Genomic DNA, 23,048 nt, shown 5'->3' with positions numbered 1-23,048 from the left:
ACAGTAATCCGAACTCGGAACATTCCTCACTACCCTGTGACGGCCCTCACTCCACACCAGCGGTAAACTCGGGAGCATGGCCACGACCGGACAAAAGCCCACGTCAGTCCGCGTCCCCGAAGTCGCCGAGCACGGCCGGGTCAGCCACGCCATCTTCCGCGTGGCCCGGCTGCACCGGATGCTGGCCGGTCAGCTGCTCAGGCAGGCAGGTCTGCACACCGGCCAGGAGCTGGTGATGATGCACCTGTGGGACTGCGGCCCGCAGCGGCAGGCCGACCTGTGCGCGGTGCTCGGCGCGGACTCGCCGACCATGACCAGGACCGTGCAGCGACTGGAGCGCGCGGGCTTCGTCCGCCGCTCCCCCGACCCGACCGACGGCCGCGCCGTGCTCGTCGAGCCGACCGCCGCGAGCCAGGCGCTGCGGCACGAGGTGGAGCGGATGTGGGGCGAGCTGGAAGCCGCCACGCTCGGCGACCTGGACGACGACCAGCAGGCCGAGACCCTGAGGGTGCTCGGCCTGCTGGAGTGCAACCTGGTGGCGCGGGTGCAGCGACCCGCCGCCGCTACCGGACCGTCCTGAGCCACACCGCGGTGTCCGGCGGCACGGCGCCGTCGGCGAGCGGGCCGCTGGCCAGCAGCACGCCGTCGTTCGCGGGCAGCGCGACCGGGTCGGCGGACAGGTTGAGCACGCACGCGAAGTCGTCGCCGCGGGCGAACGCGACCACGTCCGGCCCGAGGTCCAGCCACCGCATCGGGCCGTCGCCCAGCGCGTCCTCCGCCCGGCGCAGCCGGAGCACGTCGCGGTAGTGCGCCAGCATCGACTCCGGGTCGCCGGTCTGGGCGGCCACCGACAGCGACGCCCAGTGCTCCGGCCGCGGCAGCCACGACGGACCGTCGGCGCCCCACGGGATCGGCACCCGGCACCCGTCCCGGCCGCGGTCGGTGTGGCCCGACCGCACCCACACCGGGTCCTCGCGCAGCTCGTCGGGCAGGTCGTCGACCTCTTCGAGCCCCAGCTCCTCCCCCTGGTAGACGTAGACGCAGCCGGGCAGCGCGGTGGTCAGCATGATCGCCGCCCGCGCCCGCTTCGAGCCCAGCTCCAGGTCGGTCGGCGTCAGGTGCTGCCGCCGGCCGAAGTCGAACGACGTGTCCTCCCGGCCCATCCGCGACACGTGCCGCGTCACGTCGTGGTTGGACAGCACCCAGGTGGGCGGCGCGCCGACCGGCGCGTGCGCGGCCAGCGTGGCGTCGATGACCCGGCGCAGCTCGGCCGGTTCCCAGGGGCAGCACAGGAAGTCGAAGTTGAACGCCGAGTGCAGCTCGTCGGCGCGCAGGTAGCGGGCGAACCGCTCCGGGTCGGGCAGCCACATCTCGCCGACGAACACCCGGTCGTCCGGGTACTCGTCCAGCACCTTGCGCCACGACCGGTAGACGTCGTGCACGCCGTCCTGGTCGGAGTACGGCAGGTCGGCGTCCGGCCGGGAGAAGTCCTTGACCAGGCCGTCGGCCACGTCGATGCGGAAGCCGTCGACGCCCCGGTCCAGCCAGAACCGCAGGATCGACTCGAACTCGGCCCGCACCTCCGGGTTGGTCCAGTTCAGGTCCGGCTGCTCCGGGCTGTACAGGTGCAGGTACCACGAGCCGTCCGGCGTGCGGCTCCACGCCGGTCCGCCGAACCGGGACTGCCAGTCGTTCGGCGGCTCGTCGCCCTCGTGGAACCAGAACCGGTCCCTCCCCTTGCCCGCCAACGCCTCCTGGAACCACGGGTGCTGGTCGGAGCAGTGGTTGGGCACGATGTCGATGATCACCCGCAGGCCGACCGCGTGCGCCTCGCCGATCAGCTTCTCCGCCTCGACGAGCGTGCCGAAGACCGGCTCGATGTCGCGGTAGTCGGCGACGTCGTAGCCGCCGTCGGCCAGCGGCGACGGGTACCAGGGACTGAGCCAGATCGCGTCCACACCCAGCTCGGCGAGGTAGGGCAGCTTCTGCCGAAGTCCCGCCAGGTCCCCGATGCCGTCGCCGTTGCCGTCGGCGAAGCTGCGCGGGTACACCTGGTAGATGGCCGCACCGCGCCACCAGTTCATGTGGAATCCTCCCTCGGTAATGTGTCAGCCCTTCACGCTGCCGGCGGTGAGACCCGCCAGGACGTGCCGCTGGAACACCAGGAACAGGCCGATCATCGGCACGCTGGACAGCACGAGCCCCGCCAGCAGCAGGTTGACCGGTGTGTCGGGGGCGAAGCGCTGCAGCGCGACGCTGAGCGTCTGCCGCGCCGGGTCGGAGAACACCAGCAGCGGCCAGATGAAGTCCTTCCACGCGGCCACCACCGCGAAGATGGACACGACCGCCAGGATCGGCCGGGACAGCGGCAGCACGATCCGCCACAGCATGGTGAGCTGGCCGGCGCCGTCGATCCGGGCCGCCTCCAGCACCTCCACCGGGAGCTGGTCGAAGAACCGCTTGAGCAGGAACACCGTGAACGCGTTCGCCGCGCCCAGCAGCCACAGCGCCAGCGGGTTGTTGAGCAGCCCGAGGTCGGCGATGGTGAGGTAGGTGGGCACCAGCAGCACGGCCGCGGGCATCATCAGGGTCACCAGCATCATGCCGAGGATGCCCTTGCCCAGCACCGGCCTGAGCCGGGACAGGGCGTAGGCGGCGGGCACGTCGACCGCGAGCTGGACCGCCCACACGCCCACCGCGACGACGAGGGTGTTGAGGAAGTACCGGCCGAGGTCCATCAGGTCCCACGCCTCGGCGTACGTGCCGGGCGTCCAGGTCTGCGGCAGGATCGTCGGCGGCACGCGGGCCAGCTCCACGGCCGGTTTCATCGCGGAGACGACCACCCACAGCAGCGGCACCACGAAGACCGCGGTGAGCACGACGGTGGTGACCGCCAGCGCGACCTTGTAGCCGAGGCCCGCGCGTCCCGGCGCGATCAACGTCCTCACGCGTCCGCCTTCCGCGTCACCCGCAGGTACAGCGCGGTGAACGCGCCGAGCACCAGCAGCAGCAACAGGCTCAGGGCACTCGCGGTGCCGAAGTCGTTGTAGTAGAAGGCGTACCGGTACAGCAGGAGCAGCACCGTCACGGTGGAGTCCTGCGGCCCGCCGCCGGTCATCACGTACGGCTCGGTGAACACCTGCATGGTCGCGACGACCTGGAGCAGCAGCAGGACCAGCAGCACGAACCGGGTCTGCGGCACGGTCACGTGCCACAGCCTGCGCAGCACGCCCGCGCCGTCCAGCTCGGCGGCCTCGTACAGGTCGCCGGGGATGCTCTGCAGCGCGGCCAGGTAGATCAGCGTCGCGGTGCCCAGGTTGGCCCACGTCGACACGATCACCAGCGACAGCATCGACGTGTCGGCGCTGTCCAGCCACGCCGCGCCCTCCAGCCCGAGCCCGCGCAACGCGGTGTTGAGCAGGCCCGGGCCGGGGTCGTACATCCACTTCCAGATCAGCGCGGCCACCACCGGTGGCAGCATCACCGGCAGGTACACGACCAGCCGGAAGTACGCCTTGAAGTGCCGCAGCTCGTTGAGCACGACCGCGAGCAGGAACGGCACCACGAAGCCGAACACCAGCGCCAGCGCGGTGAACAGCAGGGTGTTGCGCCACGCCGTGGCGAACAGGGGGTCGGCGAAGAGGCGTTCGAAGTTCTCCCAGCCCACCCACGCGGGGTCGGTGACGAAGTCGACCTGCTGGAAGCCCAGCACGGCCCCACGCGCGATGGGGTACCAGGAGAACACCGCGAAGCAGATCAACGCGGCGGACAGGAACCCGTACGCGGTCAGGTTCTCCGCGACGCGGCGGCGCATCACTTGACCTGTGCCAGGACGGGGTTCACCTTGGCTTCCGCGTCGGCCAGGAGCTGGGCGACGTCGGCGTCGCGGTCGGTGAGCACGGCCTGCATGACGTTGTCCAGGATCGCGTACACCTGCTGGGCGTTCGGCGGTTCGATGTTGCCCTTGGGCGAGGCGTCCACGTAGGACTTGAAGTTGGCCACCGGCACGGTCGCCAGCTTCTCCTTCAGCTCGGCCTGCTTGGCGGCGATGTCACCGGTCCAGACGTCGGACACCGGCGGCACCGGCAGGCCGATGGGCTGGCCCTGGTCCTTGTAGCGCTGGAGGTTGCGCTCGAAGCGGTCCGGGTTGAGGAACTTCCAGGAGATCCACTTCAGGCCGGCCTTGATCTTCTCCGGCGACGCCTTCGGGTTGACCATGTAGCCCTCGCCGCCGATGAGCGTGCCCTTGCCCTCGGGGATGCCGGTCAGGCCGTAGTTCGCGTAGTCGCCCTTGAACTGGTTGACCAGCGTCGGCACGTTGTCCGGCGCGGCCAGGTACATGCCGAGCTGGCCCGCGCCCATCATCTGCTGGACGTCCTCGATCACCAGGAGCTGCTTCTCGCCCATGGTGTTGTCCGTCCAGCGCATGTCCTTGAGGTGCTGCAGGACCTCGCGGCCCTTGTCGTTGTTGAAGTCGGCGACCCACTTGTCGCCGTCCTGGCGGGCCACTTGGCCGCCGACGGAGTACATCCAGGACGTGAAGTGCCAGCCGCCCTGGTTGTTCTTGCTGTACTCGGCGAAGCCGACCTTCCCGCTGCCCAGCGCGGAGATCTTCTTGGCCGCCTCGCGGACCTCGTCCCACGTCTTCGGCGGCTGGTCGGGGTCCAGGCCCGCCTCGGTGAACAGGGCGCGGTTGTAGAGCAGGCCCATCGAGTAGTTGGCGGTGGGCACGCCGTAGACCTTGCCGTCCTTGCTGAAGACGTCGCGCAGCTCCTGCCGGATCGCGTCGTAGTGCGGCACGTCCTTGACGTGCTCGGTGATGTCCGCCGCCTGCCTGCGGGCGATGAGGTTCGCCGGGTCGGTGAAGTAGGCGTAGAACACGTCTTCGAGCTGGCCGCCGGCGAGCTTGGCCGAGAACGTCTTGGGGTCCATGAACCCCTCGTGCGGCTCGATGTCGATGTCCGGGTTGGCGGCCTCGAACTCGGCCACGTCCTCGTCGAAGACCTTGCGGTCGAACGCCTGGGTCTGCGGCGGCTGGCCGTTGACGGAGATCGTGACCTTGCCACCCGGCGCGGCGGCGTCGCCCGCGTCCGAGCAGGCGACGGCGGTCAGGCTCAGGCTGCCTGCCAGCAGCAACCCCGCCGCTCTGCGGAGGTTGGATGAGTTCATGGGGGCGGACCTTCCTCGGCTGTGGTGTGGCGCACACGGTAGGTCCGGACAACACATCTCCGCAAGATGTCTACGAAATCTCGCAACTTGTCGACATCAACTCGTAAGCTGACCGGGCGTTGTCGTCCGATAGCGCGCACACGACAACTGCCGCCCACCGGGTCGGTGGACGGCAGTCGAGGAGCGGCGTGGGGTCAGCGGGGCGCCGGGGCCGTGGAGGAGCGGACCACGAGTTCCGGTTCGAAGAGGAGTTCCTCGTCCGGCACCGGGGTGCCGGAGATCTGGTTGGCGAGCAGTTCGACGGCGGCGCGGCCCATGGCCTCGATCGGCTGGCGGACCGTGGTCAGCGGCGGTTCGGTGCACGTCATGAGCGGCGAGTCGTCGTAGCCGACCACCGAGACGTCGTGCGGCACCTTCAGCCCGTGCCGCCGCACGGCGCGCACCGCGCCCAGCGCCAGCGGGTCGGACGCGCACACGATCGCCGTCACGCCGCGGTGGAGCAGCCGCGTGGTCGCGGCCTGCCCGCCCTCCAGCGAGAACATGGCGTGCTCCTCGAACAGCTCGACGCCCGCCGCCTTCGCGCACGTGACCAGCGCGGCCAGCTTGCGCCGCGACGGCATGTGGTCCGACGGGCCGAGCACCGCGCCGATCCGCACGTGCCCCAACGCCACCAGGTGCCCGAACGCCTGCTCGACGGCCACCGCGTCGTCGCACGACACCCGCGGGAAGCCGAGGTCTTCGATGGCGGCGTTCACCAGCACCGCGGGCAGCTTGCGCCGCGTCATCTGCCGGTAGTGCTCGTGCGAGGCGTCCGCCTGCGCGTACTGGCCGCCGGCGAACACCACGCCGGACACGTGCTGCTCGAACAGCAGCTCCAGGTAGTCCGCCTCGGTCACGCCGCCCGCCGTGCGGGTGCACAGCACCGGGGTGAACCCGCGCTGGGCCAGGGCGTTGCCGACCACGTCGGCGAACGCCGGGAAGATCGGGTTCTGCAGCTCCGGCAGCACCAGGCCGACGAGGCGGGCGCGTTCGCCGCGCAGCTGGGTCGGCCGCTCGTACCCGAGCACGTCCAGGGCCGTGAGCACGGCCGACCGCGTCGCTTCGGAAACACCCGGCTTGCCGTTGAGGACCCGGCTGACCGTCGCCTCGCTCACGCCGACCTTCGCGGCCACTTCCGCCAACCGCCGTTGCGTCATGTAGCAACTATAGGGCAGGAATTACGCTCCGCTTGCGCGCGCTTGCACTCGTTTGCGAGTTCGACGGCCACCCGCAGCACGGCGGACGCCGGGACGACGCGGTCCACCAATCCGGTGCGCAACGCCTCGTCGGCGGTCACGCGGCGTGCCACCAGGACCCGGTCGCCGGTCACCCACCCGAGACCGCCGTCGGCGGCCAGCACCCGCCGGTCGCACGCCAGGGCCAGCTCCGCCGCCTCGCCGGACGGGCAGCCGCCGATCGCCGCGACGATCGGCACCGGCAGCTCCGCCAGCTCGTCGCGCACGCCGCGCAGCGCCGCCCCGATCGCTTCGCGCTGCGAAGGCGAGGCCGTGAGCAGTCGCTTCAAGTCGGTAGTGGACAAATCGGGCGCAATTCGGAGCACGGCGGCACCGGCGGCGATTATGGCGGGCAGCACCGCGCGCACGTCGGGCAGGACGGTGTCCGACGACCCGTCGAGCCGGATGACCGCGATCCCGCCGGCGATGTCGAGTGAGACGGTCATGAGGCCGTCATCGTGGCCGAGGGGTCGCCCGGTTGTCATGTTCCGCCCCACTATCGAGTGACACGGGGTACAAATCCCCTGTGAAGCGGTGGGTGGTGGCGGTGGCGCTGGTCGGGTTGTCCGGGCTGGCCGGGTGCGCGACGCCGGTGACGGGTCGGCCGGTGGCCGGGCCGACGTCGGCGGCGTCCGGGGCGGAGCCCGAGGTCGTGCGCTGGATGAACAACTTCTGCGGCGTGGCGAAGTACATGATCGCCTCGGGCGGGGTGACCTTCGACCAGACCCAGACCGATCCGGCGGCGGCGAAGAAGTCGGTCGGCGACTCCCTCGGCCGGGTGGTGAGCGTGCTGGACGTCGTGCTGCACGACCTGGACGAGCTGACCCCCGCCCCGACCCCGGCCGCCGACACCGCGGTCGAGGTCATCAGCGAGCCGCTGACCAGGGCGCGGGACAAGTTCGTCTCGGCGAAGTCCACCGTCGACGCCGCGCCCGAGATGACCCCGGACGTGTTCACCGCCGTGATCCAGGACATGACCGAGGCGGTCACGGTGATGAACGAGGCGGTGGAGAAGATGGGCGTGGTCTCCCTGCCCGACGAGTTCCGCGACGCCGCCGACGAAGCCGAGAACTGCGCCGCCTGACCGCCACCGGGCCTCACAGCCGGCCGCGGCGGGCGATGCTCTCGTCCGTCAGCCCGGCCGCCGGCAGCGACGCGTCCACCTCGCCACCCGTCCCGCACGGCCACCGGCAGCACGGCCACCCTGGCGTCCACCACCGCCGGCTTGAACGGCAGCGTCGGCGTCCCCCTGGCCCGCTCCCCCGACGCGACCAGCTCGCCGATCTCGGCCGGCCGCCCCGGCAGCTCCACGCTCGACCGGTCGTGGATGACCCGTCTCCGCACGTGCCCCCGCCGGGTGTCGACCCCCATCGCGGTGTGCTCCTCCACCGGCGAGAGGTACGGCGGCTGGTTGAGCACGCACACCTCGTCCCGCGCGCCCGACCCCCACCCGCTGAGGCGCCGGTTCCCGGTTTCGACCGGGCCCCGACCCGCCGCGCCACTCGCCCCGACCGCGTTCGTCACCTCCCGGCAAGGTGCTGGTGACCTGCGACGAAGCCCTTCTCCGCAGATGTGCGGTCCCAGCTCTCACCGGCCGGCAAATCTGGGGGCACGACCCCCATGTGCGCCGCCGTGCGCCGTGACACGTTGTGCGCGTGTTCCCCTCCGCCGTCGACCGGCCCCCCGCAGCGTGGTGGCTCAGCGGCGTGCGCGGGGACCCCCAAGAGCTGGTCGTCCCCCGTGGACGGCCCTCATGGGCCGCGTTCGTGGAACGCGCCACCACGACCGCGGCCCGTGCAGACTTCGCCGGCGGCAGCTGGGAGGAGGCGTTCGCCTTCGCCCTGAGACCCCTGGTGCGCACGGCGGTGGCGCGCGACCCCCGGCTGGACGCCGACTTCGCCCGCGCGCTGGGCGGGCGGCTGGTCCGCGTCGCGGCCCGGACCCTCGTGCTGGAGCTGAACCTCGACCGGGTCGCCGGTCGGCTGGTCGGCGACACGCCGCAGGAGCGGTTCGCCGACTTCGTCCGGCACGTCGACCTGACCTCGCTGTTCGCCAGGTACCCGGTGCTGGCCAGGCTGCTCGGCCAGACCTGCCTGAACGCCGTGGAGGCGCAGCGCGAGCTGCTGGACCGGTTCGCGCTGGACCGGCCGGCGATCGTGGCGGCCCTGCTCGACGGCCGCGACCCCGGCCCGCTCGCCCGGGTGGAGACCGGCCGGGGCGACCCGCACGCCGGTGGCCGCTCGGTGGCCGTGCTGACCTTCGCCGACGGCCGCCGGGTCGTCTACAAGCCCCGGCCGGTCGCGCTGCACCAGGCGTTCGCGGACCTGGTGGCGTGGTTCGACGGGCACACCGACCTCGGCCTGCGGCTGCCGCGCGCGGTCTCCCGGCCGACCCACGGGTGGCTGGAGTTCATCGAGCACGCGCCGTGCGCGGACCTCACCGAGGTCGGCCGGTTCTACCACCGGCTCGGCGCGCTCATCGCGCTGCTGTACGCCGTGGACGGCACCGACATGCACTACGAGAACCTGCTCGCGGCGGGCGACCAGCCGGTGCTGGTGGACGTGGAGACGCTGTTCCACCCCACGGTCGGCGTCCAGACCGACCCGGCGGTGCGGGCGTTCGCCCGGTCCGTGCACCGGACCGCCGTGCTGCCGCTGGTGCTGCTCGGCGAGCACGGCGCGCTGGACATCGGCGGCACCGGCGGCGACCACGGCGACCGGCTGCCCGCCGACGGCGTGGCCTGGCTGCACCCCGGCACCGACCGGATGCGCCTGGTGCGCAGGCCCGCGCCCGTGCGGCCCGCGCACAACCGGCCGGTGCTGGACGGCCGGCAGGCCGAGCCCGCCGACTACCAGGGCGCGCTGCTGGCCGGGTTCGGCGTCGGCTACGACGCGATCTGCGAGCACCGCGCCGAACTCCTCGGCCCGGACGGGCTGCTGGCCGGGTTCGCCGACCTGCCCGCGCGGTTCGTGCCGCGGATGACCCAGCTCTACGCCACGCTGCTGGAGGAGTCCACGCACCCGGACGCGCTGCGCGGGGCCCCGGCCCGCCAGGACGCGCTGGACCTGCTCTGGGACGACTCGCCGGACCAGGACCTGCTGCCCGAGCTGGTGCCGCACGAGATGACCGACCTGTGGGCGGGCGACGTGCCGCTGTTCACCACCCGGCCGGGCAGCCGGGACGTGTGGACCTCCACCGGCCGCCGGCTGCCCGACCTGCTGCCGCTGTCCGGGCTGGACGCGGTCGCGGCCAAGGTCGAGAGCCTGGGCGAGGTGGACAAGCACGACCAGCAGTGGCTGGTCAGCGCCGCCCTGGCGAGCCGGCCGCGGCCGGTCGAGCACCGCACCGGCGCCGGGGTGCCCGCGCCGCTGGAGGCGGGCGTCCCGGACCCGCAGCGGCTGCTGGCCGCCGCGTGCGGCATCGCCGACGAGGTGCTGGCGCACGCCACCGCCGACGGCGGCCGGGTCAACTGGGTCGGCCTGGAGCTGGTCGACGACCGGCACTGGACGGTCGCGCCGATGGGCGCCGGGCTGTCCAACGGCTACACCGGCGTCGCGCTGTTCCTGGCGCAGCTGGGCAAGCTGACCGGCGCCGCCCGCTACACCGAGTACGCCCGGGACGCGCTCGCGCCGATCCCCGGCCTGCTGACCGCGTTCGCCGAGGACGCCGAGATGGCGGTGGCCGTCGGCAGCGGCGCGTTCCACGGGCTGGGCGGCATCTGCTACGCGCTGGCCCGGCTGGCGAACCTGCTGGACGACGACGGGATCCGCGGCTGGCTGCGCACCGCCGTGGACGTCGCCGCCACCGTCGAGGCGATCGGCGAGGACCCGGCCAACCTGGTCGAGGGCTGGGCGGGCGGCCTGGCCGCGATGCTGGCGGTGCGCGCGGAGTCCGGGCTGCCCGCCGCGGGCGCGCTGGCCCGCCGGCACGCCGACCGGCTGCTGGCCGCCGCGCCCGGCGGCGACGGGTTCGCCCGCGGCCGGGCGGGCGTCGGCTGGGCGCTGCTGCGCTACGCGCGCGCCGCCGGCGACGACCGCTACGGCGTGGCGGGCCGGGCCAACCTGCGGGCCGACCACGCGCTGCGGCAACGCCTGCTGGACGTGGCCGAGGCCGACCACAGCTGGTGCTCCGGCCTGTCCGGCGCGGTGCTGGCGCACGCCGCGCACCCCGGCCAGCCGGTCGACGCGCACACCCTGCACCTGGACCGGTGCCTCAACGCCCTGGCGGTGCACGAACCGCTCCGCGACCTCAGCCTGTGCCACGGCGAGCTGGGCGTGGTCGAGTCGCTGACCGTGCTCGCCGAACGCGGGCACGCCCTGGCGGCGGCCATGCAGACCCGGCGTGCTGGACTGGTGCTCGGAGCGCTGGAGCAGTACGGGGCGCGCTGCGGCACGCCCGGCGGCGTGCCCTCGGCCGGGCTGCTGACCGGGCTGTCCGGGATCGGTTACGGCCTGCTCCGCCTCGGTTTCCCCGAGCAGGTGCCCTCCGTGCTCCTGCTCGGCGCCACGCACGACAACACCCAACCCCGCGAGGAGAACACCCGATGAGCAACGCCGACCACGAGGTCACCACCTGGGACGAGGACCAGGACGGCGACCACCCCGCGGGTGAGATGGCGCTGTCGCGCACGACCAGGACCGGGGCCCGTGCCCGCGCCCTGGCCGGTCTCACCCTCGCCGTCGGGGCCTACGCCGTGGTGGCCGCCAACGCCAACAGCATCACCGTGAGCGCGCCCGGCCTGAACGCCTAGCCGGTCGCAGCGCCGCCGGACTGCCCGCCCTCTGGGGGTGCGGGCAGTTTGGTGTGCGGTCGATCAGCTTGACTATGGTCGTCCCATGCACACCCGCGCGCCGGTCGTGGTCGGCCGCGACGAAGAACTCCGCGTGCTCGACCGGGTACTGACCGACGCCGAGGACCGGCGCGGACGTGCCGTCTTCCTCGTCGGGGAAGCGGGCATCGGGAAGACCAGGTTGGCGCGCTTCGCCGCCGGCGCCGCCTTCGACCGCGGCATGAGGGTGCTGCGCGGGCGCGGCAGCACGATCGGGCCGATCGTGCCCTTCCGGCCGCTGGCCGAGGCGCTGATGTCCCTGCTGCGCACGGGCGACGGCCCGGACCTGCGGGAACTCGGCCCGTACCAGCCCGCGCTCGGCGCCCTGGTGCCCGAGCTGGGCCGCGAGCGGTCCGGTTCGGAGGAGCAGCGCCAGGCGCAGTCCGTGGTCGTGCTGGCCGAGGCGGTGCTGCGGCTGCTGGCCGTGGTCGGCCGGGACCGGCCGTGCCTGGTGGTGCTGGAGGACCTGCACGACGCGGACGCCGAGACGCTGGCCGTCGTCGACTACCTGGTGGACAACCTGGACCAGGTGCCCGCCGCGCTGCTGGTGACCACCCGCGCCCACCCCGGCCCGACGCTCGACGTGGTCCGCCTCGCCGCGCAGCGGGAAGCCGGCGTGCTGCTGGAACTGCGCCGGCTGACCGAGCCGCAGGTGCGCCGGATGGTCGCCGCCTGCCTGGAGGTCGACGCGGCCGAGGTGCCCGACGAGGTCGCGGCCCGGATGTGGGCGGACAGCGCGGGCAACCCGTTCGTGGTCGAGGAGATGCTGCACGGCCTGGTCAACGGCGGCCTGCTGGTGCGCGGTCCGGGTGGCTGGCAGGTGCTGGGCGAGCTGCGCATCGACGTGCCGTCGGCCCTGGTGCGGTCCATCGCGCACCGCACCGAACGGCTCGGGCCGCAGGGCCGCGAGCTGCTGTCCGTCGCCGCCGTGCTCGGCCACCGGTTCCCGCTGTCGGTGCTGCGCGAGGTGACCGGCCTGGACGACCGCAGCCTGCTGTCCCACCTGCACGCGGGCGTGGCCGCGCAGCTCGTCACGCCGGACGAGCCGGTGCCGGACTGGTACGCGTTCCGGCACCCGCTGACCGCCGAGGCGCTGCTGGCGCAGTTGCCGCCGCCGCACCGGGCCGAGCTGTCCCGGCGGACCGCGGACGCCGTGCGGGAGCTGCACCCCGAACTGGAGGGCGAGTGGTGCGCGCTGGTGGCGTCGCTGCGGCTGGACGCCGGGCAGACCGCGGAGGCGGGCGCGTTGCTGGCCGAGGCCGGGCGGCGGGCGCTGGCCGACGGCGCGGCCGGGTCCGCGGTGCGGCTGCTCGACCACGCGCACCGGCTGCTGGCCAGCGGGGTGGACGTCTCGGTCCGGGCCGACGTGCTGGCCTCGCTGCTGCCCGCGCTGGCCGAGGCGGGCCAGTTCGAACGGGCGTTCGCGCTGGTCGACGCGGTGGCCGAGCTGAGCGCGGCCGGGTTGAGCCGGGTCCGGCGCGGGGAGCTGCACACCACGTTCGCGCAGGTCGCCAACGTGGCCGGCCGGTGGAACGACAGCATGGCGCACGTGGAGGCGGCCCGCGCCCTGCTCGGCCCGGACGCCGACGACGAGCACACCGCCCGGCTGGACGCGGTGGCCGCGCTGACGACGTTGCACGTGGAGCTGCCGGACCGGATCGCCTCGGCCGAGTTCCTGGCCAGGCGGGCGGCGGACGCGGCCAAGCGGGTGCCGCTGCCCCAGGTCGGCTGCGAGGCGTGGCAGCTGCTGGGCGTGCTGGCGCGGGAGCGCGACCTGGGCGAGGCGGCGGAGTGCTTCCGGCACGCGCGTGACCTGGCCGAGGAGCACGGGCTGCCGATCCAGCGGCTGTACGCGGTGAGCAGGCAGGCCGGGCTGGACTGGCTGGCCGACGGCGTGGCGACCGAGCTGGTCGAGGCGCGGGAGGAGGCGTTGCGGCTCGGCGCGATCAGCGTCGCCTACGGCGCGGAGTCGATCCTCGGGCTGGACGCCGTGCTGCGCGGCGAGTACGACGCGGCGGCGGGCAGGCTGGCGCGGATCGTCGCGGACACCCGGCGGTTGCAGCTCGAACACCTGACCCTGTACGGGCTGATGGCGCAGGCGACGGCCGCCGCGCACCAGGGCAGGCGGGCCGAGATGGACGCCGCGATCGAGGCGTTCGACGCGATCGGCGGGGTCGGCTCGCAGGAGCGCCCGCTGTGCTTCGGGTTGGCGCGGGCGTTCTGCGCGCTGCTGGAGGAGGACCGCGCGACGGCCGGGCAGGACCTGGCGCGGGCGATGGCGCACGAGGCGGAGACGCCGACGGTGTACCACCTGTCCGGGCGGCACGGGCTGCGGCTGCTGCTGGACGCGCTGTCCGGCGCGGTCGACCTGGACGGCTACCGGGAGGTGACCGCCTCGGCGGCGGCCCGGATGCGCTGGAACCGGGGTTTCGCGCAGTTCGCGCTGGCCGTGCTGCTGGGCAGGCTCGGCCGGGAGGAGGAGGCGGCGCAGGCCGTCCGGGTGGCCCGCGAGGCGGCCTCGATCCACCCGCTGGCCAGGCACCTGGGGCTGCGGCTGGTGGCGGAGGCGGCCGTGGTCGACGGCTGGGGCGAGCCGGTGGCCTGGCTGCGCGGCGCGGAGGAGTTCTTCCACCAGGCCGGCCTGCCCGCCGTGGCCAGCGCGTGCCGGGGCCTGCTGCGGCAGGTCGGTGCCTCGGTGCCGCAGCGGCGGACGGGCTCCGACCAGGTGCCGCGCGAGCTGCGGGCGCTGGGCGTGACGGTGCGGGAGTTCGAGGTGTTCCGGCTGCTGGTGGGCCGGTTGGGGAACAAGGCGATCGCCACGCGGCTGCACATCTCGCCGCGGACGGTGGAGAAGCACGTGGCGAGCCTGATCACGAAGACCGCCCTGCCGGACCGGGAATCGCTCTGCGCCTACGCCGCTTCGCTCGGGCCCGTCGACCGGACCTGACCGGACCTGACCGACCTGGCCGGACCCGCCGACCGGCCCTAGCTACCGCGGTGATCGTCCGCTACACCTGGTCGGGTGAAGATCCTGGTGGCAGTGGCGCTGATGATGGCCCTCGGCGGCGGGGTGGCGCAGGCGTCCCCCTCGACCGGCGGGGCGACCGGAGCAACCGAGGCGACCGGCGCGACGGGCGTGACCCGCGGCCCGTGCGCGTACACCGTGACGCCCGACGAGCCGGCCGCGCGCCCGGTGCCGCTGCCGCCCGACCCCCGGCACACCCCCGACCGCGGCCACCCGGTCGTCCTGCTGATGACCAACCAGGGCCCGGTCCCGCTGGTCCTGGACCGCGCGCAGGCCCCCTGCACCGTGCAGAGCTTCCTGCACCTGGTCCGCAAGAAGTTCTACGACGACACGACCTGCCACCGGCTCACCGCCTACCCGACCCTGAAGGTCCTCCAGTGCGGCGACCCGTCCGGCGCCGGCGAGGGCGGCCCCGGCTACCGGTACGCCGACGAGCTGCCGACCGACCTGCCGCCGGCGCCGAACGACCCGACCGGCGAGCGCCGGATCTACCCGCGCGGCACGCTGGCCATGGCGAACGCGGGCCCGGACACCAACGGCAGCCAGTTCTTCCTGGTCACCTCGGACTCCGTGCTGCGGCCCAACTACACCGTCTTCGGCCGGATCACCCCGGCCGGGCTGGCCACCCTCGACCGGGTCGCGGCCGGCGGCATCGCGCCGAACCCGGACAGCGAGCTGGACGGCCGCCCCGCGCTGACCACGGACATCCGCCGGGCCCTGCGCTTCGGCTAGCCACCTGGGCCTGGTCGTCAGGACACGGGCGCGGTCACCCGGATGTCGGCGTTCCAGTCGGTGAAGCGGTGCACCGTGCGCTGGAAGTCGTTGTCCTCCAACGTCTTCAGCACCTGCTCCACCCGCACCGGCAGGTCGCCCGGACCCACCCACACGGTGGCGGACGCGGTGAAGCCGGACTCGTACGCCGCCAGCAGCTGCGCGCGCCGGGTGCCCGCGGGCGTCCGCTCGGCCTGCACCCGCAGGTCGACCAGCACGGTGTACCGGCGGGTCGGCACGCCGTCGACCAGCTCGTCGCCCGTCGTCACGAGCAGGCTCCCGGCCAGCGCCTCGACCACCACCGCCGGGTCGACCTCGTCGGCCAGGCCCGCCACCGTGGTGTCCGCGTGCACGGGCGCCCGGTCGGCCAGGTCGAGCCTGGTCCACGGGCCGCCGTCGGTGCGCGAGTAGCCGGCGTCCTCCAGCACCACGACGTCGGTGGACGAGTCCTCCCGGGCCGACACCAACCGGCCGTCCGGGGTGCGCAGCAGGTCGCCGTCCAGCGTCACCCGCAGGCCGGTCATGGTGGTCTCGGACGTGAACCGGACGGACCGCTGCCCGTCGGCGCGGGCGGTCAGGTCGGTGACCAGCGCGGCGCTGTCGGCCGCCGCCGGGCCCAGGGTCGGCGTCGGCAGGCCCGTCCGCTCCGCGCAACCCGCCAGGGCCCCGGCGACCGGCAGCACAGCGGCCAGCACCAACGCGACGACGGACTTGCGCATGACTCCCCCCGCGGCCGGTGAACAAGGCCATCCTCCCCCACCCGCCGCGACAAAGGGCGCCAACCCCGAAACCGGCTCGGCTAACGTCGGTCCCATGCCTCACGTGCTCACGATCAACGTCGGCTCCCGCGTCGACCTCGACCAGGCCCAGCTGGGCCACACCGGCATCGTCAAGCGCCCCGCGGCCGGCCCGGTGGACGTCCGCGCGCCGGGCGCGCGGGGCGAGGGCGGCAGCGGCCTCGTCGGCGACCACATCTCGGACCTGGCCCACCACGGCGGCGACGACCAGGCCGTCTACGCCTACGCGCGGGAGGACCTGGACGGCTGGTCGGCGGAGCTGGGCCGCGACCTCGGCCCCGGTCTGTTCGGCGAGAACCTGACCACGGTCGGCGTCGACGTGTGCGGCGCGCGGATCGGCGAGCGGTGGCGGATCGGCGGGCTGCTGCTCCAGGTGACGAGCCCGCGCATCCCGTGCCGCACGTTCGCCGGCGTGATGGAGGAGCGGGGGTGGGTGAAGACGTTCACCCGACGGGCACTGCCCGGCGCCTACCTCAAGGTCCTGGAGCCCGGCACGATCGCCGCGGGTGACGGGATCGACGTCGTGCACCGGCCGGACCACGACGTCACGGTGGCGGTCGTCTTCCGCGCCCTGACCCTGGAGCCCGAGCTGCTGCCGGACCTGCGCCCGGCCCTGGCCGACCTGCCCGACAAGCTGCGGAGCCGGGTCGAACAGCGGCAGTTCGACCCGGCTTAGCGCGGAGCGGTCAGGCCAGCGCGGACAGCTTCCCGAACTCCTCGTCGGTCAGCTCGATCCCGGCCGCCGCGACGTTCTCCTCCAGGTGCGCGATGGACGAGGTGCCGGGGATCGGCAGCACGACCGGCGACTTGCGCAGCAGCCACGCCAGCGCGAGCTGCGCGGGCGTGGAGCCGTGCTCCCGGGCCGCCTCGTCCAGCACCCCGCCCGGCCGGGCCAGCTCGCCGGTCGCCACCGGGAACCACGGGATGAACGCGATGCCCTGCTCGGTGGTGGCCTCCAGCACGGCCTCGTGCTGCCTGTTCGCCAGGTTGTAGAGGTTCTGCACGCTGACGATCGGCGCGACCGCCCGCGCCGCCTCGAGCTGGTCCACGTCCACCTCGGACAGCCCGATGTGCCGGATCTTCCCCTCCTCCTGCAGCTCGCGCAGCTCACCGACCTGGTCCTCCAGCGGGAAGTCCGGGTCGACGCGGTGCAGCTGGTAGAGGTCGATGCGGTCCAGGCCGAGCCGGCGCAGGCTGGTCTCCACGGCCTGCCGCAGGTAGGCGGGCTTGCCGAGCACCGGCCACTCGTTCGGGCCGGTGCGCAGCAGGCCGCCCTTGGTCGCGATGACCAGGTCCTCCGGGTACGGGTGCAGGGCCTCCCGGATCAGCTCCTCGTTGATGTGCGGACCGTAGGAGTCCGCGGTGTCGATGAAGTTGACGCCCAGCTCGACCACCCGGCGCAGCAGGGCGATCGCGTTGTCGCGGTCGGCCGGGTAGCCCCAGATGCCCTCGCCGGTCAGCCGCATGGCGCCGTAGCCGAGCCGGTTGACGGTCAGGTCCCCGCCCAGCGCAAAGGTCTCAGACACCTCAGGTGCTCCTCGAAGCTCGTTGAGAATCGGTCTCCCTCCGCGCCAACCGGGCGGGGCGCGGCGGTGTTCCCGTTCCCGACGACTTCTTGGTCACGCCCGCTTCCCGGTCACGCCTGCTTCTTGGCCACCAGCGTCAGCACGTCGTACTTGGCCACCGACTCGCCCTTCTGGTTGACCAGGTCGGCGTCCCAGCGGACCTCGCCGTACTCCTGGTCCTCGCGCGGCGTGATCTGCTTCGCGGTCAACGTCACGGTCAGCTCGTCGCCGGGGAACGTCGGCGTGAGGAACCGCAGGCTCTCCAGCCCGTAGTTGGCCAGCACCGGCCCCGGCTCGGGCGAGACGAACAGGCCCGCCGCGAACGACACGACCAGGTAGCCGTGCGCGACCCGGCCGCCGAAGAACGGGTTCGCCGCCGCGGCCTCCTCGTCCGTGTGCGCGTAGAACGTGTCGCCGGTGAACTCGGCGAAGTGCTCGATGTCGGCGAGCGTCACGGTCCGCGGCCCGGCCACGACGGTGTCCCCGATCCGCAGCTCGCGCAGCGACTTGCGGAACGGGTGCACGTCCGACTCGGTGCGCGGCGCGCCCGCGACCCACCGCCCGGTGACCGCGCTGAGCACCCGCGGGCTGGCCTGCACGGCGGTGCGCTGCATGTGGTGCAGCACGCCCCGGATGCCGCCCATCTCCTCGCCGCCGCCCGCCCGGCCCGGCCCGCCGTGCACCAGCATCGGCAGCGGCGAGCCGTGGCCGGTGGACTCCTTGGCGTCGTCCCGGTCGAGCACCAGCACCCGGCCGTGCCACGGCGCCACGCCGAGCACGACGTCCCGGGCGAAGTCCGCGTCGTGCGTGACGACCGAGCCGACCAGGCTGCCCGCGCCGCGGGCGGCCAGCTCGACCGCGTGCCCGGCGTCCCGGTAGGCCATCAGCGTGGACACCGGCCCGAACGCCTCCACCTCGTGCGGCTGGGCGCGGTCGGGGTCGGCCTTGAGCAGCACGGGCGACAGGAACGCGCCGCGCTCGGCGTCGGCGTCCACCACGTCCACCCGGTCGAGCGAGCCGTAGACGACGTCACCGGCCTCCAGCAGCGCCTTCAGCGACCGCCGGACCTCCTCGCGCTGCTCGACGCCCGCCAGCGCGCCCATCCGCACGGTCTCGTTGGCCGGGTTGCCGATGACGACCTTCGCCAGCCGCGCGGTCGCGGCGTCGGCGACGGCGTCCAGCAGGGGCGCGGGCACCAGGGCGCGCCGGATCGCGGTGCACTTCTGGCCCGCCTTGACCGTCATCTCGCTGACGAGCTGCTTGACGAACAGGTCGAACTCGGGGGTGCCCGGGGCCGCGTCCGGGCCGAGGATCGAGCAGTTCAACGAGTCGGCCTCGGCGTTGAAGCGGACGCTGTTGCGCACCACGGTGGGGTGCGTGCGCAGCACCTGGGCGGTGGACGCGGAGCCGGTGAAGCCGACCAGGTCCTGGCCGGTCAGGTGGTCGAGCAGGTCGCCCGCGCTGCCGGTGACCAGCTGGAGCGAGCCCTCCGGCAGCAGGTCCGAGGCGAGCATCAGCTCGACCAGCTTCTCGGTGATGTAGGCGGTCTGCGACGCGGGCTTGATCAGCGACGGCACGCCGGCGATGAACGCGGGCGCGAACTTCTCCAGCGGACCCCACATGGGGAAGTTGAAGGCGTTGATCTGCACCGCGACGCCCCGCAGCGGGGTGGCGACGTGCTGGCCGACGAACGTGCCGCCCTTGCTCAGCGGCTCCACCGCGCCGTCGACGAACACCTTGTCGTTGGGCAGCTCGCGCTTGGCCTTGCTCGCGTAGCCGAACAGCACGCCGATGCCGCCGTCCACGTCGATCAGCGAGTCGGTCCTGGTGGCGCCCGACCTGGCGGACAGCGCGTACAGCTCGTCGCGGTGCTCCCGCAGGTTCGAGGCCAGCGCCTTGAGCAGCGCCGCGCGCTGGTGGAAGGTCAGCTCCCGCAGCGCCGGGCCGCCGACGCGCCTGCCGTGGTCCAGGGCCGCCGCCATGTCGACGCCCTGGGACGAGATCCGGGCGATCTCCTCGCCGGTCACCGCGTCGTGCAGCGGGGCGCCCTCGGTGGACGGCGCGTGCCAGCGCCCGGACACGTAGCTGCGCAGCATGGCCATGGGTGTCGACCTCCTCGTCGGGCCGGTGGGTGTCCCGGCATGAGGACAGTAAAGCGCCGTACTTTCATCGTGACTTGATTAAAGGCTATGCAGTAAGTTCTGGCTGGCCGTCGCCAGAGTGAAGGGAGTGTCGATGAGGACACGAGTGGTGGTGAGTGCGGTCGCGCTCGCCTTCGGCGCGCTGGCCGTGCCCGCCGCGCAAGCCGCCCCGGCTTCCAACGCCGCCGCCGACGTGGGCACCATGGCGGTGACCTTCGCCGAGGAGTTCAACGGCCCGGCGGGCACCAGGGTCGACGCCTCGAAGTGGAACACCGAGGTCGGCGACAACAACGGCAACAACCGCGAGCACCAGTACTACACGACGTCGGCGAGCAACGCGTCGATGGACGGCGCGGGCAACCTCGTCATCACCGCCCGCAAGGAGAACCCCGGCAACTACAACTGCTGGTACGGCCGCTGCCAGTACACCTCGGCCCGGATCAACACCGCGGGCAAGTTCACCACGACCTACGGCAAGGTCGAGGCGCGGATGAAGATGCCGCGCGGCAAGGGCATCTGGCCCGCGTTCTGGATGCTCGGCCAGGACATCAACTCCGGCAACCCGTGGCCCAACAGCGGCGAGATCGACATCATGGAGTTCCTGGGCCACGACCTCGACACCGTGTACGGCACCATCCACGGTCCGGGGTACTCGGGCGCGGGCGGCATCGGCCAGCCCTTCAACGGGCCGAACTTCGCCGACGGCTTCCACACCTTCGCCATCGAGTGGACGCCGAGCGGCATCGCGTGGTCCGTGGACGGCAACGTCTACCAGCGCCGCACGCCCGCCGACCTCGGCGGCCGGCAGTGGGTGTTCAACAAGCCGTTCTTCATCATCCTCAACCTGGCGGTCGGCGGCGAGTGGCCGGGCTACCCGGACGCGAGCACCACGTTCCCGCAGCAGTTCGTGATCGACTACGTGCGGGTGTCCACGGCGGACGGCAGCCAGCCCACCGGCGGCCGGATCACCGGCATCGGCGGCAAGTGCGTCGACGTGGCGGGCGCGAACCCGGCCAACGGCACGGCGGTCCAGCTGTGGGACTGCAACGGCACGGCCGCCCAGCAGTGGTCGCGGCCGGGTGACGGCACGATCCGCGCCCTGGGCAAGTGCCTCGACGCGGCGTCGGGCGGCACGGCCGACGGCACGCTGGCGCAGTTGTGGGACTGCAACGGGACCGGCGCGCAGAAGTGGGCCGTCAGCGGCGCGAACGACATCGTGAACATCCAGGCGAACAAGTGCCTGGACGCGTCGAACAACAGCTCCGCCAACGGCACCAGGCTGCACCTGTGGACGTGCACCGGCGCCGCGAACCAGAAGTGGACCGTCTCCTGACGTGACGGTGCATGATCACGGTGTGCACACCTTGATCAGAGCGGAAGCGACCACGGCCGACCGCGATCGTCGACTCTCCCCGGCGGTCGTGGCGGCGTTGGTCGAGGCGGGCGCGACGCGGATGCTCGCGCCCGCCTCTCTCGGCGGCGGTGAGGTCGACCTGCCGTCTTGGGCGGTGGCCGTCGAGGACCTGGCCAGGGCCGACGGCTCGGCCGGGTGGACGGCGATGACGACCAGCGCGACGTCGTCCCTGGCGTGGTACCTGCCACCGGACGCGGCCGCCGAGGTGTTCGGGTCGCCGAAGTCGGTGATCGCGGGCACCGCCGCGCCGGTCGGCCGGGCGGTCCCGGTGGACGGCGGGCACCGGGTCGACGGCCGGTGGGGCTGGGGCAGCGCGGTGCCGCTGTGCGACTGGGTCGTCGGCGGCGCGCTGACCCCGGAGGGCCCGCGGCTGATGATCTTCCCGGCGGCCGACGTGACGGTGCACGACACCTGGCACGCGGCCGGCCTGCGGGCCACCGGGTCGCACGACTGGGAGGTGGCGGGCGCGTTCGTGCCCACCCGCAGGCAGGTGTGGCCGCCCGCGCTGCGGGTGCCCGGTCCGCTGCCGACGTTCCCGTTCTTCGCGTTCCTGGCCGTCGGCGTGGCGGCGGTGGGCCTGGGCATCGCGGCGCGGGCGGTCGAGGAGGTGGAGGCGCTGGCGGTGGTCAAGACGCCCCAGTACGCGTCGGCGGTGCTCGCCGAGCAGGTCGGGGCGCAGCACGACCTGGGCGTGGCGGAGGCCCGGCTGTCGGCGGCGCGGGCGTTCCTGCACGCCGAGGTGGCGGCCCGCTGGGCGGACGCGGTGGCCGGCTCGCCGGGCTCGGTGCGGGACCGGGCGCGGTTGCGGTTGGCGTGCTCGCACGCGGCGGCCGAGGCGGCGTCGGTGACGCGGCTGGCGTTCGACCTCGGCGGCGGCAGCTCGGTGTTCGAGGACGCGCCGTTGCAGCGGTGCCTGCGGGACGCCCACGTGGCCGCGCAGCACTCGATCGTGTCGCGCCGGTTGTTCGAGACCTACGGGAAGGTCCGGCTGGGCGTGCCGACCGACACCAGCAGGCTCTGAGGTCCGGAATGCCGCCCGGGTCCGGGTCGTTGACCCGGTGGTGAGGCTTTCGGTGCTGGACAGGTCGCGCGTGCGCGCCGGGCACGGCCACCCCGAGGCGCTGCGCGACACGGTCGCGTTCGCCCGCGAGGTGGAACGGCTCGGCTACCACCGCTTCTGGGTGTCCGAGCACCACGGCGTGCCCGGTGTGGCCGGTTCCGCGCCGACCGTGCTGGCCGCCGCCGTGGCCGCCGCGACCTCCGCCATCCGGGTCGGCACGGGCGGCGTGATGCTGCCCAACCACCAGCCGCTGGTGGTGGCCGAGCAGTTCGGCGTGCTGGAGTCGCTGTTCCCGGGGCGCGTGGACATGGGCCTGGGCCGGTCGGTCGGGTTCATCGAGCCGGTGCGCCGGGCGCTCGGGCACGACAAGGGGGACGCCGACGAGTTCGGCCCGAAGCTCACCGAGTTGCTGGGCTACTTCACCGGCGACCAGGCGGTGCGCGGCTACCCGGCCCACGGCCTGCGGGTGGCCCCGTTCGTGCTGGCCACCGGGGCCGGGGCGCGCGTGGCGGCGGCTCACGGCGTCCCGCTCGTCATCGGCGGGTTCCGCGGCGAGGACGCGATGGTCGAGGCCGTCGCGGCCTACCGGGCGAGGTTCCGCCCGTCGGTCTGGGCGACCGAGCCGTACGTGGTGGTCTCCACGACGGTCGCCGTGGCGGACACCGCCGAGGACGCCTGGCGACTCCTGCTGCCGGAGGCTTGGGCGATGGCCCACTCGCGCACCCGCGGCGAGTTCCCGCCGTTGAGCGCGCCGGACGACGTCCTCGCCGAGCCGATGACGGAGCGTGAGCGCACGCGGTTCGAGCAGGCGTTGCACGGGCACGTCCACGGCACGCCGTCGGAGGTGGCCAAGGCGCTGGACGCGCTGGTCGACCGCACGGCGGCCGACGAGGTGCTGGTCACCACGAGCACCTACGACCGGACCGCGCTGCTCGACTCCTACCGCCTGCTCGCCGACCTGTACCTCTGACCTCGACCGCTTGGCCCGGCTTCCACCCGGCCGG

Annotated in this window: 19 protein-coding genes; 10 read left to right on the top strand and 9 right to left on the bottom strand. The window is 73.4% G+C overall.

Annotated elements, in window-relative coordinates; genetic code table 11:
* Nucleotides 1-76 precede the first annotated feature (76 nt).
* Nucleotides 77-580 (top strand): MarR family winged helix-turn-helix transcriptional regulator, encoded by a 504-nt coding sequence (locus tag AB0F89_RS17715; protein WP_367137543.1) that lies wholly within the window; start codon nucleotides 77-79, stop codon nucleotides 578-580.
* Here AB0F89_RS17715 and AB0F89_RS17710 read toward each other — a convergent pair.
* From AB0F89_RS17710 to AB0F89_RS17685, 6 genes are all read right to left on the bottom strand, one after another.
* Entirely contained in the window at nucleotides 564-2,084 is a 1,521-nt protein-coding gene (locus AB0F89_RS17710) for a glycoside hydrolase family 13 protein (protein WP_367137541.1), read from the bottom strand. The genes AB0F89_RS17715 and AB0F89_RS17710 overlap by 17 nt on opposite strands.
* A gap of 24 nt (nucleotides 2,085-2,108) precedes the next feature.
* Nucleotides 2,109-2,948, bottom strand: a complete 840-nt coding sequence (locus AB0F89_RS17705; protein WP_367137539.1) for a carbohydrate ABC transporter permease — start codon at nucleotides 2,946-2,948, stop codon at nucleotides 2,109-2,111.
* Entirely contained in the window at nucleotides 2,945-3,814 is an 870-nt protein-coding gene (locus tag AB0F89_RS17700; RefSeq protein ID WP_367137537.1) for a carbohydrate ABC transporter permease, read from the bottom strand. The genes AB0F89_RS17705 and AB0F89_RS17700 overlap by 4 nt, the downstream gene beginning before the upstream one ends.
* Nucleotides 3,814-5,169, bottom strand: coding sequence for an ABC transporter substrate-binding protein (locus AB0F89_RS17695; RefSeq protein ID WP_367137535.1), 1,356 nt, complete (start codon nucleotides 5,167-5,169; stop codon nucleotides 3,814-3,816). Before AB0F89_RS17695 ends, AB0F89_RS17700 begins: the two co-directional genes overlap by 1 nt.
* A gap of 194 nt (nucleotides 5,170-5,363) precedes the next feature.
* Nucleotides 5,364-6,365: a LacI family DNA-binding transcriptional regulator gene (locus AB0F89_RS17690; RefSeq protein WP_367137533.1), complete on the bottom strand. Its 1,002-nt coding sequence runs from the start codon at nucleotides 6,363-6,365 to the stop codon at nucleotides 5,364-5,366.
* Nucleotides 6,362-6,889 (bottom strand): hypothetical protein, encoded by a 528-nt coding sequence (locus tag AB0F89_RS17685; RefSeq protein ID WP_367137531.1) that lies wholly within the window; start codon nucleotides 6,887-6,889, stop codon nucleotides 6,362-6,364. The genes AB0F89_RS17690 and AB0F89_RS17685 overlap by 4 nt, the downstream gene beginning before the upstream one ends.
* Before the next feature lie 80 nt (nucleotides 6,890-6,969).
* On the opposite strand from AB0F89_RS17685, the gene AB0F89_RS17680 reads away from it, so the two are divergent.
* The 5 genes from AB0F89_RS17680 to AB0F89_RS17660 all read left to right on the top strand — a co-directional run bounded on the left by AB0F89_RS17680 (nucleotide 6,970) and on the right by AB0F89_RS17660 (nucleotide 15,028).
* Nucleotides 6,970-7,527, top strand: coding sequence for a hypothetical protein (locus tag AB0F89_RS17680; protein ID WP_367137529.1), 558 nt, complete (start codon nucleotides 6,970-6,972; stop codon nucleotides 7,525-7,527).
* A gap of 682 nt (nucleotides 7,528-8,209) precedes the next feature.
* A complete protein-coding gene (locus tag AB0F89_RS17675; protein WP_367137527.1) occupies nucleotides 8,210-10,990 on the top strand; it encodes a type 2 lanthipeptide synthetase LanM family protein in 2,781 nt (926 codons plus the stop codon).
* Complete coding sequence (locus AB0F89_RS17670) at nucleotides 10,987-11,193, top strand: hypothetical protein (RefSeq protein ID WP_367137525.1); 207 nt, start codon at nucleotides 10,987-10,989, stop codon at nucleotides 11,191-11,193. The genes AB0F89_RS17675 and AB0F89_RS17670 overlap by 4 nt, the downstream gene beginning before the upstream one ends.
* 85 nt (nucleotides 11,194-11,278) lie before the next feature.
* Entirely contained in the window at nucleotides 11,279-14,218 is a 2,940-nt protein-coding gene (locus tag AB0F89_RS17665; protein WP_367137523.1) for an AAA family ATPase, read from the top strand.
* A 75-nt stretch (nucleotides 14,219-14,293) separates the two neighbouring features.
* Nucleotides 14,294-15,028: a peptidylprolyl isomerase gene (locus AB0F89_RS17660; RefSeq protein WP_367137521.1), complete on the top strand. Its 735-nt coding sequence runs from the start codon at nucleotides 14,294-14,296 to the stop codon at nucleotides 15,026-15,028.
* Between the two features lie 17 nt (nucleotides 15,029-15,045).
* Here AB0F89_RS17660 and AB0F89_RS17655 read toward each other — a convergent pair whose 3' ends face one another.
* Nucleotides 15,046-15,786, bottom strand: coding sequence for a hypothetical protein (locus AB0F89_RS17655; protein ID WP_367137519.1), 741 nt, complete (start codon nucleotides 15,784-15,786; stop codon nucleotides 15,046-15,048).
* Between the two features lie 94 nt (nucleotides 15,787-15,880).
* Between AB0F89_RS17655 and AB0F89_RS17650 the strand changes: the two genes are divergently transcribed.
* Nucleotides 15,881-16,540 (top strand): MOSC domain-containing protein, encoded by a 660-nt coding sequence (locus tag AB0F89_RS17650; RefSeq protein WP_367137517.1) that lies wholly within the window; start codon nucleotides 15,881-15,883, stop codon nucleotides 16,538-16,540.
* Between the two features lie 10 nt (nucleotides 16,541-16,550).
* On the opposite strand, the gene AB0F89_RS17645 is transcribed toward AB0F89_RS17650, so the two are convergent.
* Both AB0F89_RS17645 and paaZ read right to left on the bottom strand, forming a co-directional pair.
* Nucleotides 16,551-17,390, bottom strand: coding sequence for an aldo/keto reductase (locus AB0F89_RS17645; protein ID WP_367137515.1), 840 nt, complete (start codon nucleotides 17,388-17,390; stop codon nucleotides 16,551-16,553).
* A 110-nt stretch (nucleotides 17,391-17,500) separates the two neighbouring features.
* Entirely contained in the window at nucleotides 17,501-19,531 is a 2,031-nt protein-coding gene (gene paaZ / locus AB0F89_RS17640) for a phenylacetic acid degradation bifunctional protein PaaZ (protein ID WP_367137513.1), read from the bottom strand.
* A gap of 133 nt (nucleotides 19,532-19,664) precedes the next feature.
* On the opposite strand from paaZ, the gene AB0F89_RS17635 reads away from it, so the two are divergent.
* The 3 genes from AB0F89_RS17635 to AB0F89_RS17625 are packed head-to-tail and all read left to right on the top strand — an operon-like array spanning nucleotide 19,665 to nucleotide 23,014.
* Nucleotides 19,665-20,903 (top strand): family 16 glycosylhydrolase, encoded by a 1,239-nt coding sequence (locus AB0F89_RS17635; protein ID WP_367137511.1) that lies wholly within the window; start codon nucleotides 19,665-19,667, stop codon nucleotides 20,901-20,903.
* 31 nt (nucleotides 20,904-20,934) lie between these two features.
* On the top strand, nucleotides 20,935-22,005 hold the full coding sequence (locus AB0F89_RS17630) for an acyl-CoA dehydrogenase family protein (protein WP_367137509.1): 1,071 nt from the start codon (nucleotides 20,935-20,937) through the stop codon (nucleotides 22,003-22,005).
* Between the two features lie 37 nt (nucleotides 22,006-22,042).
* Nucleotides 22,043-23,014 (top strand): MsnO8 family LLM class oxidoreductase, encoded by a 972-nt coding sequence (locus AB0F89_RS17625; RefSeq protein ID WP_367137507.1) that lies wholly within the window; start codon nucleotides 22,043-22,045, stop codon nucleotides 23,012-23,014.
* Nucleotides 23,015-23,048 lie beyond the last annotated feature (34 nt).

It is taken from the genome of Saccharothrix sp. HUAS TT1 (genome assembly GCF_040744945.1).
Taxonomy (GTDB): Bacteria; Actinomycetota; Actinomycetes; order Mycobacteriales; family Pseudonocardiaceae; genus Actinosynnema.
The sequence above is the reverse complement of the archived record's forward strand: the minus strand, read 5'-3'. Positions and strand labels throughout refer to the sequence as shown.

Bases quoted from the DNA above. Each gene is read 5' to 3' on its own strand.
- AB0F89_RS17715 (WP_367137543.1), top strand. From the start codon at position 77: ATGGCCACGACCGGACAAAAGCCCACGTCAGTCCGCGTCCCCGAAGTC.
- AB0F89_RS17710 (WP_367137541.1), bottom strand. From the start codon at position 2,084: ATGAACTGGTGGCGCGGTGCGGCCATCTACCAGGTGTACCCGCGCAGC.
- AB0F89_RS17700 (WP_367137537.1), bottom strand. From the start codon at position 3,814: ATGCGCCGCCGCGTCGCGGAGAACCTGACCGCGTACGGGTTCCTGTCC.
- AB0F89_RS17695 (WP_367137535.1), bottom strand. From the start codon at position 5,169: ATGAACTCATCCAACCTCCGCAGAGCGGCGGGGTTGCTGCTGGCAGGC.
- AB0F89_RS17690 (WP_367137533.1), bottom strand. From the start codon at position 6,365: ATGACGCAACGGCGGTTGGCGGAAGTGGCCGCGAAGGTCGGCGTGAGC.
- AB0F89_RS17685 (WP_367137531.1), bottom strand. From the start codon at position 6,889: ATGACCGTCTCACTCGACATCGCCGGCGGGATCGCGGTCATCCGGCTC.
- AB0F89_RS17670 (WP_367137525.1), top strand. From the start codon at position 10,987: ATGAGCAACGCCGACCACGAGGTCACCACCTGGGACGAGGACCAGGAC.
- AB0F89_RS17665 (WP_367137523.1), top strand. From the start codon at position 11,279: ATGCACACCCGCGCGCCGGTCGTGGTCGGCCGCGACGAAGAACTCCGC.
- AB0F89_RS17655 (WP_367137519.1), bottom strand. From the start codon at position 15,786: ATGCGCAAGTCCGTCGTCGCGTTGGTGCTGGCCGCTGTGCTGCCGGTC.
- AB0F89_RS17650 (WP_367137517.1), top strand. From the start codon at position 15,881: ATGCCTCACGTGCTCACGATCAACGTCGGCTCCCGCGTCGACCTCGAC.
- paaZ (WP_367137513.1), bottom strand. From the start codon at position 19,531: ATGGCCATGCTGCGCAGCTACGTGTCCGGGCGCTGGCACGCGCCGTCC.
- AB0F89_RS17635 (WP_367137511.1), top strand. From the start codon at position 19,665: ATGAGGACACGAGTGGTGGTGAGTGCGGTCGCGCTCGCCTTCGGCGCG.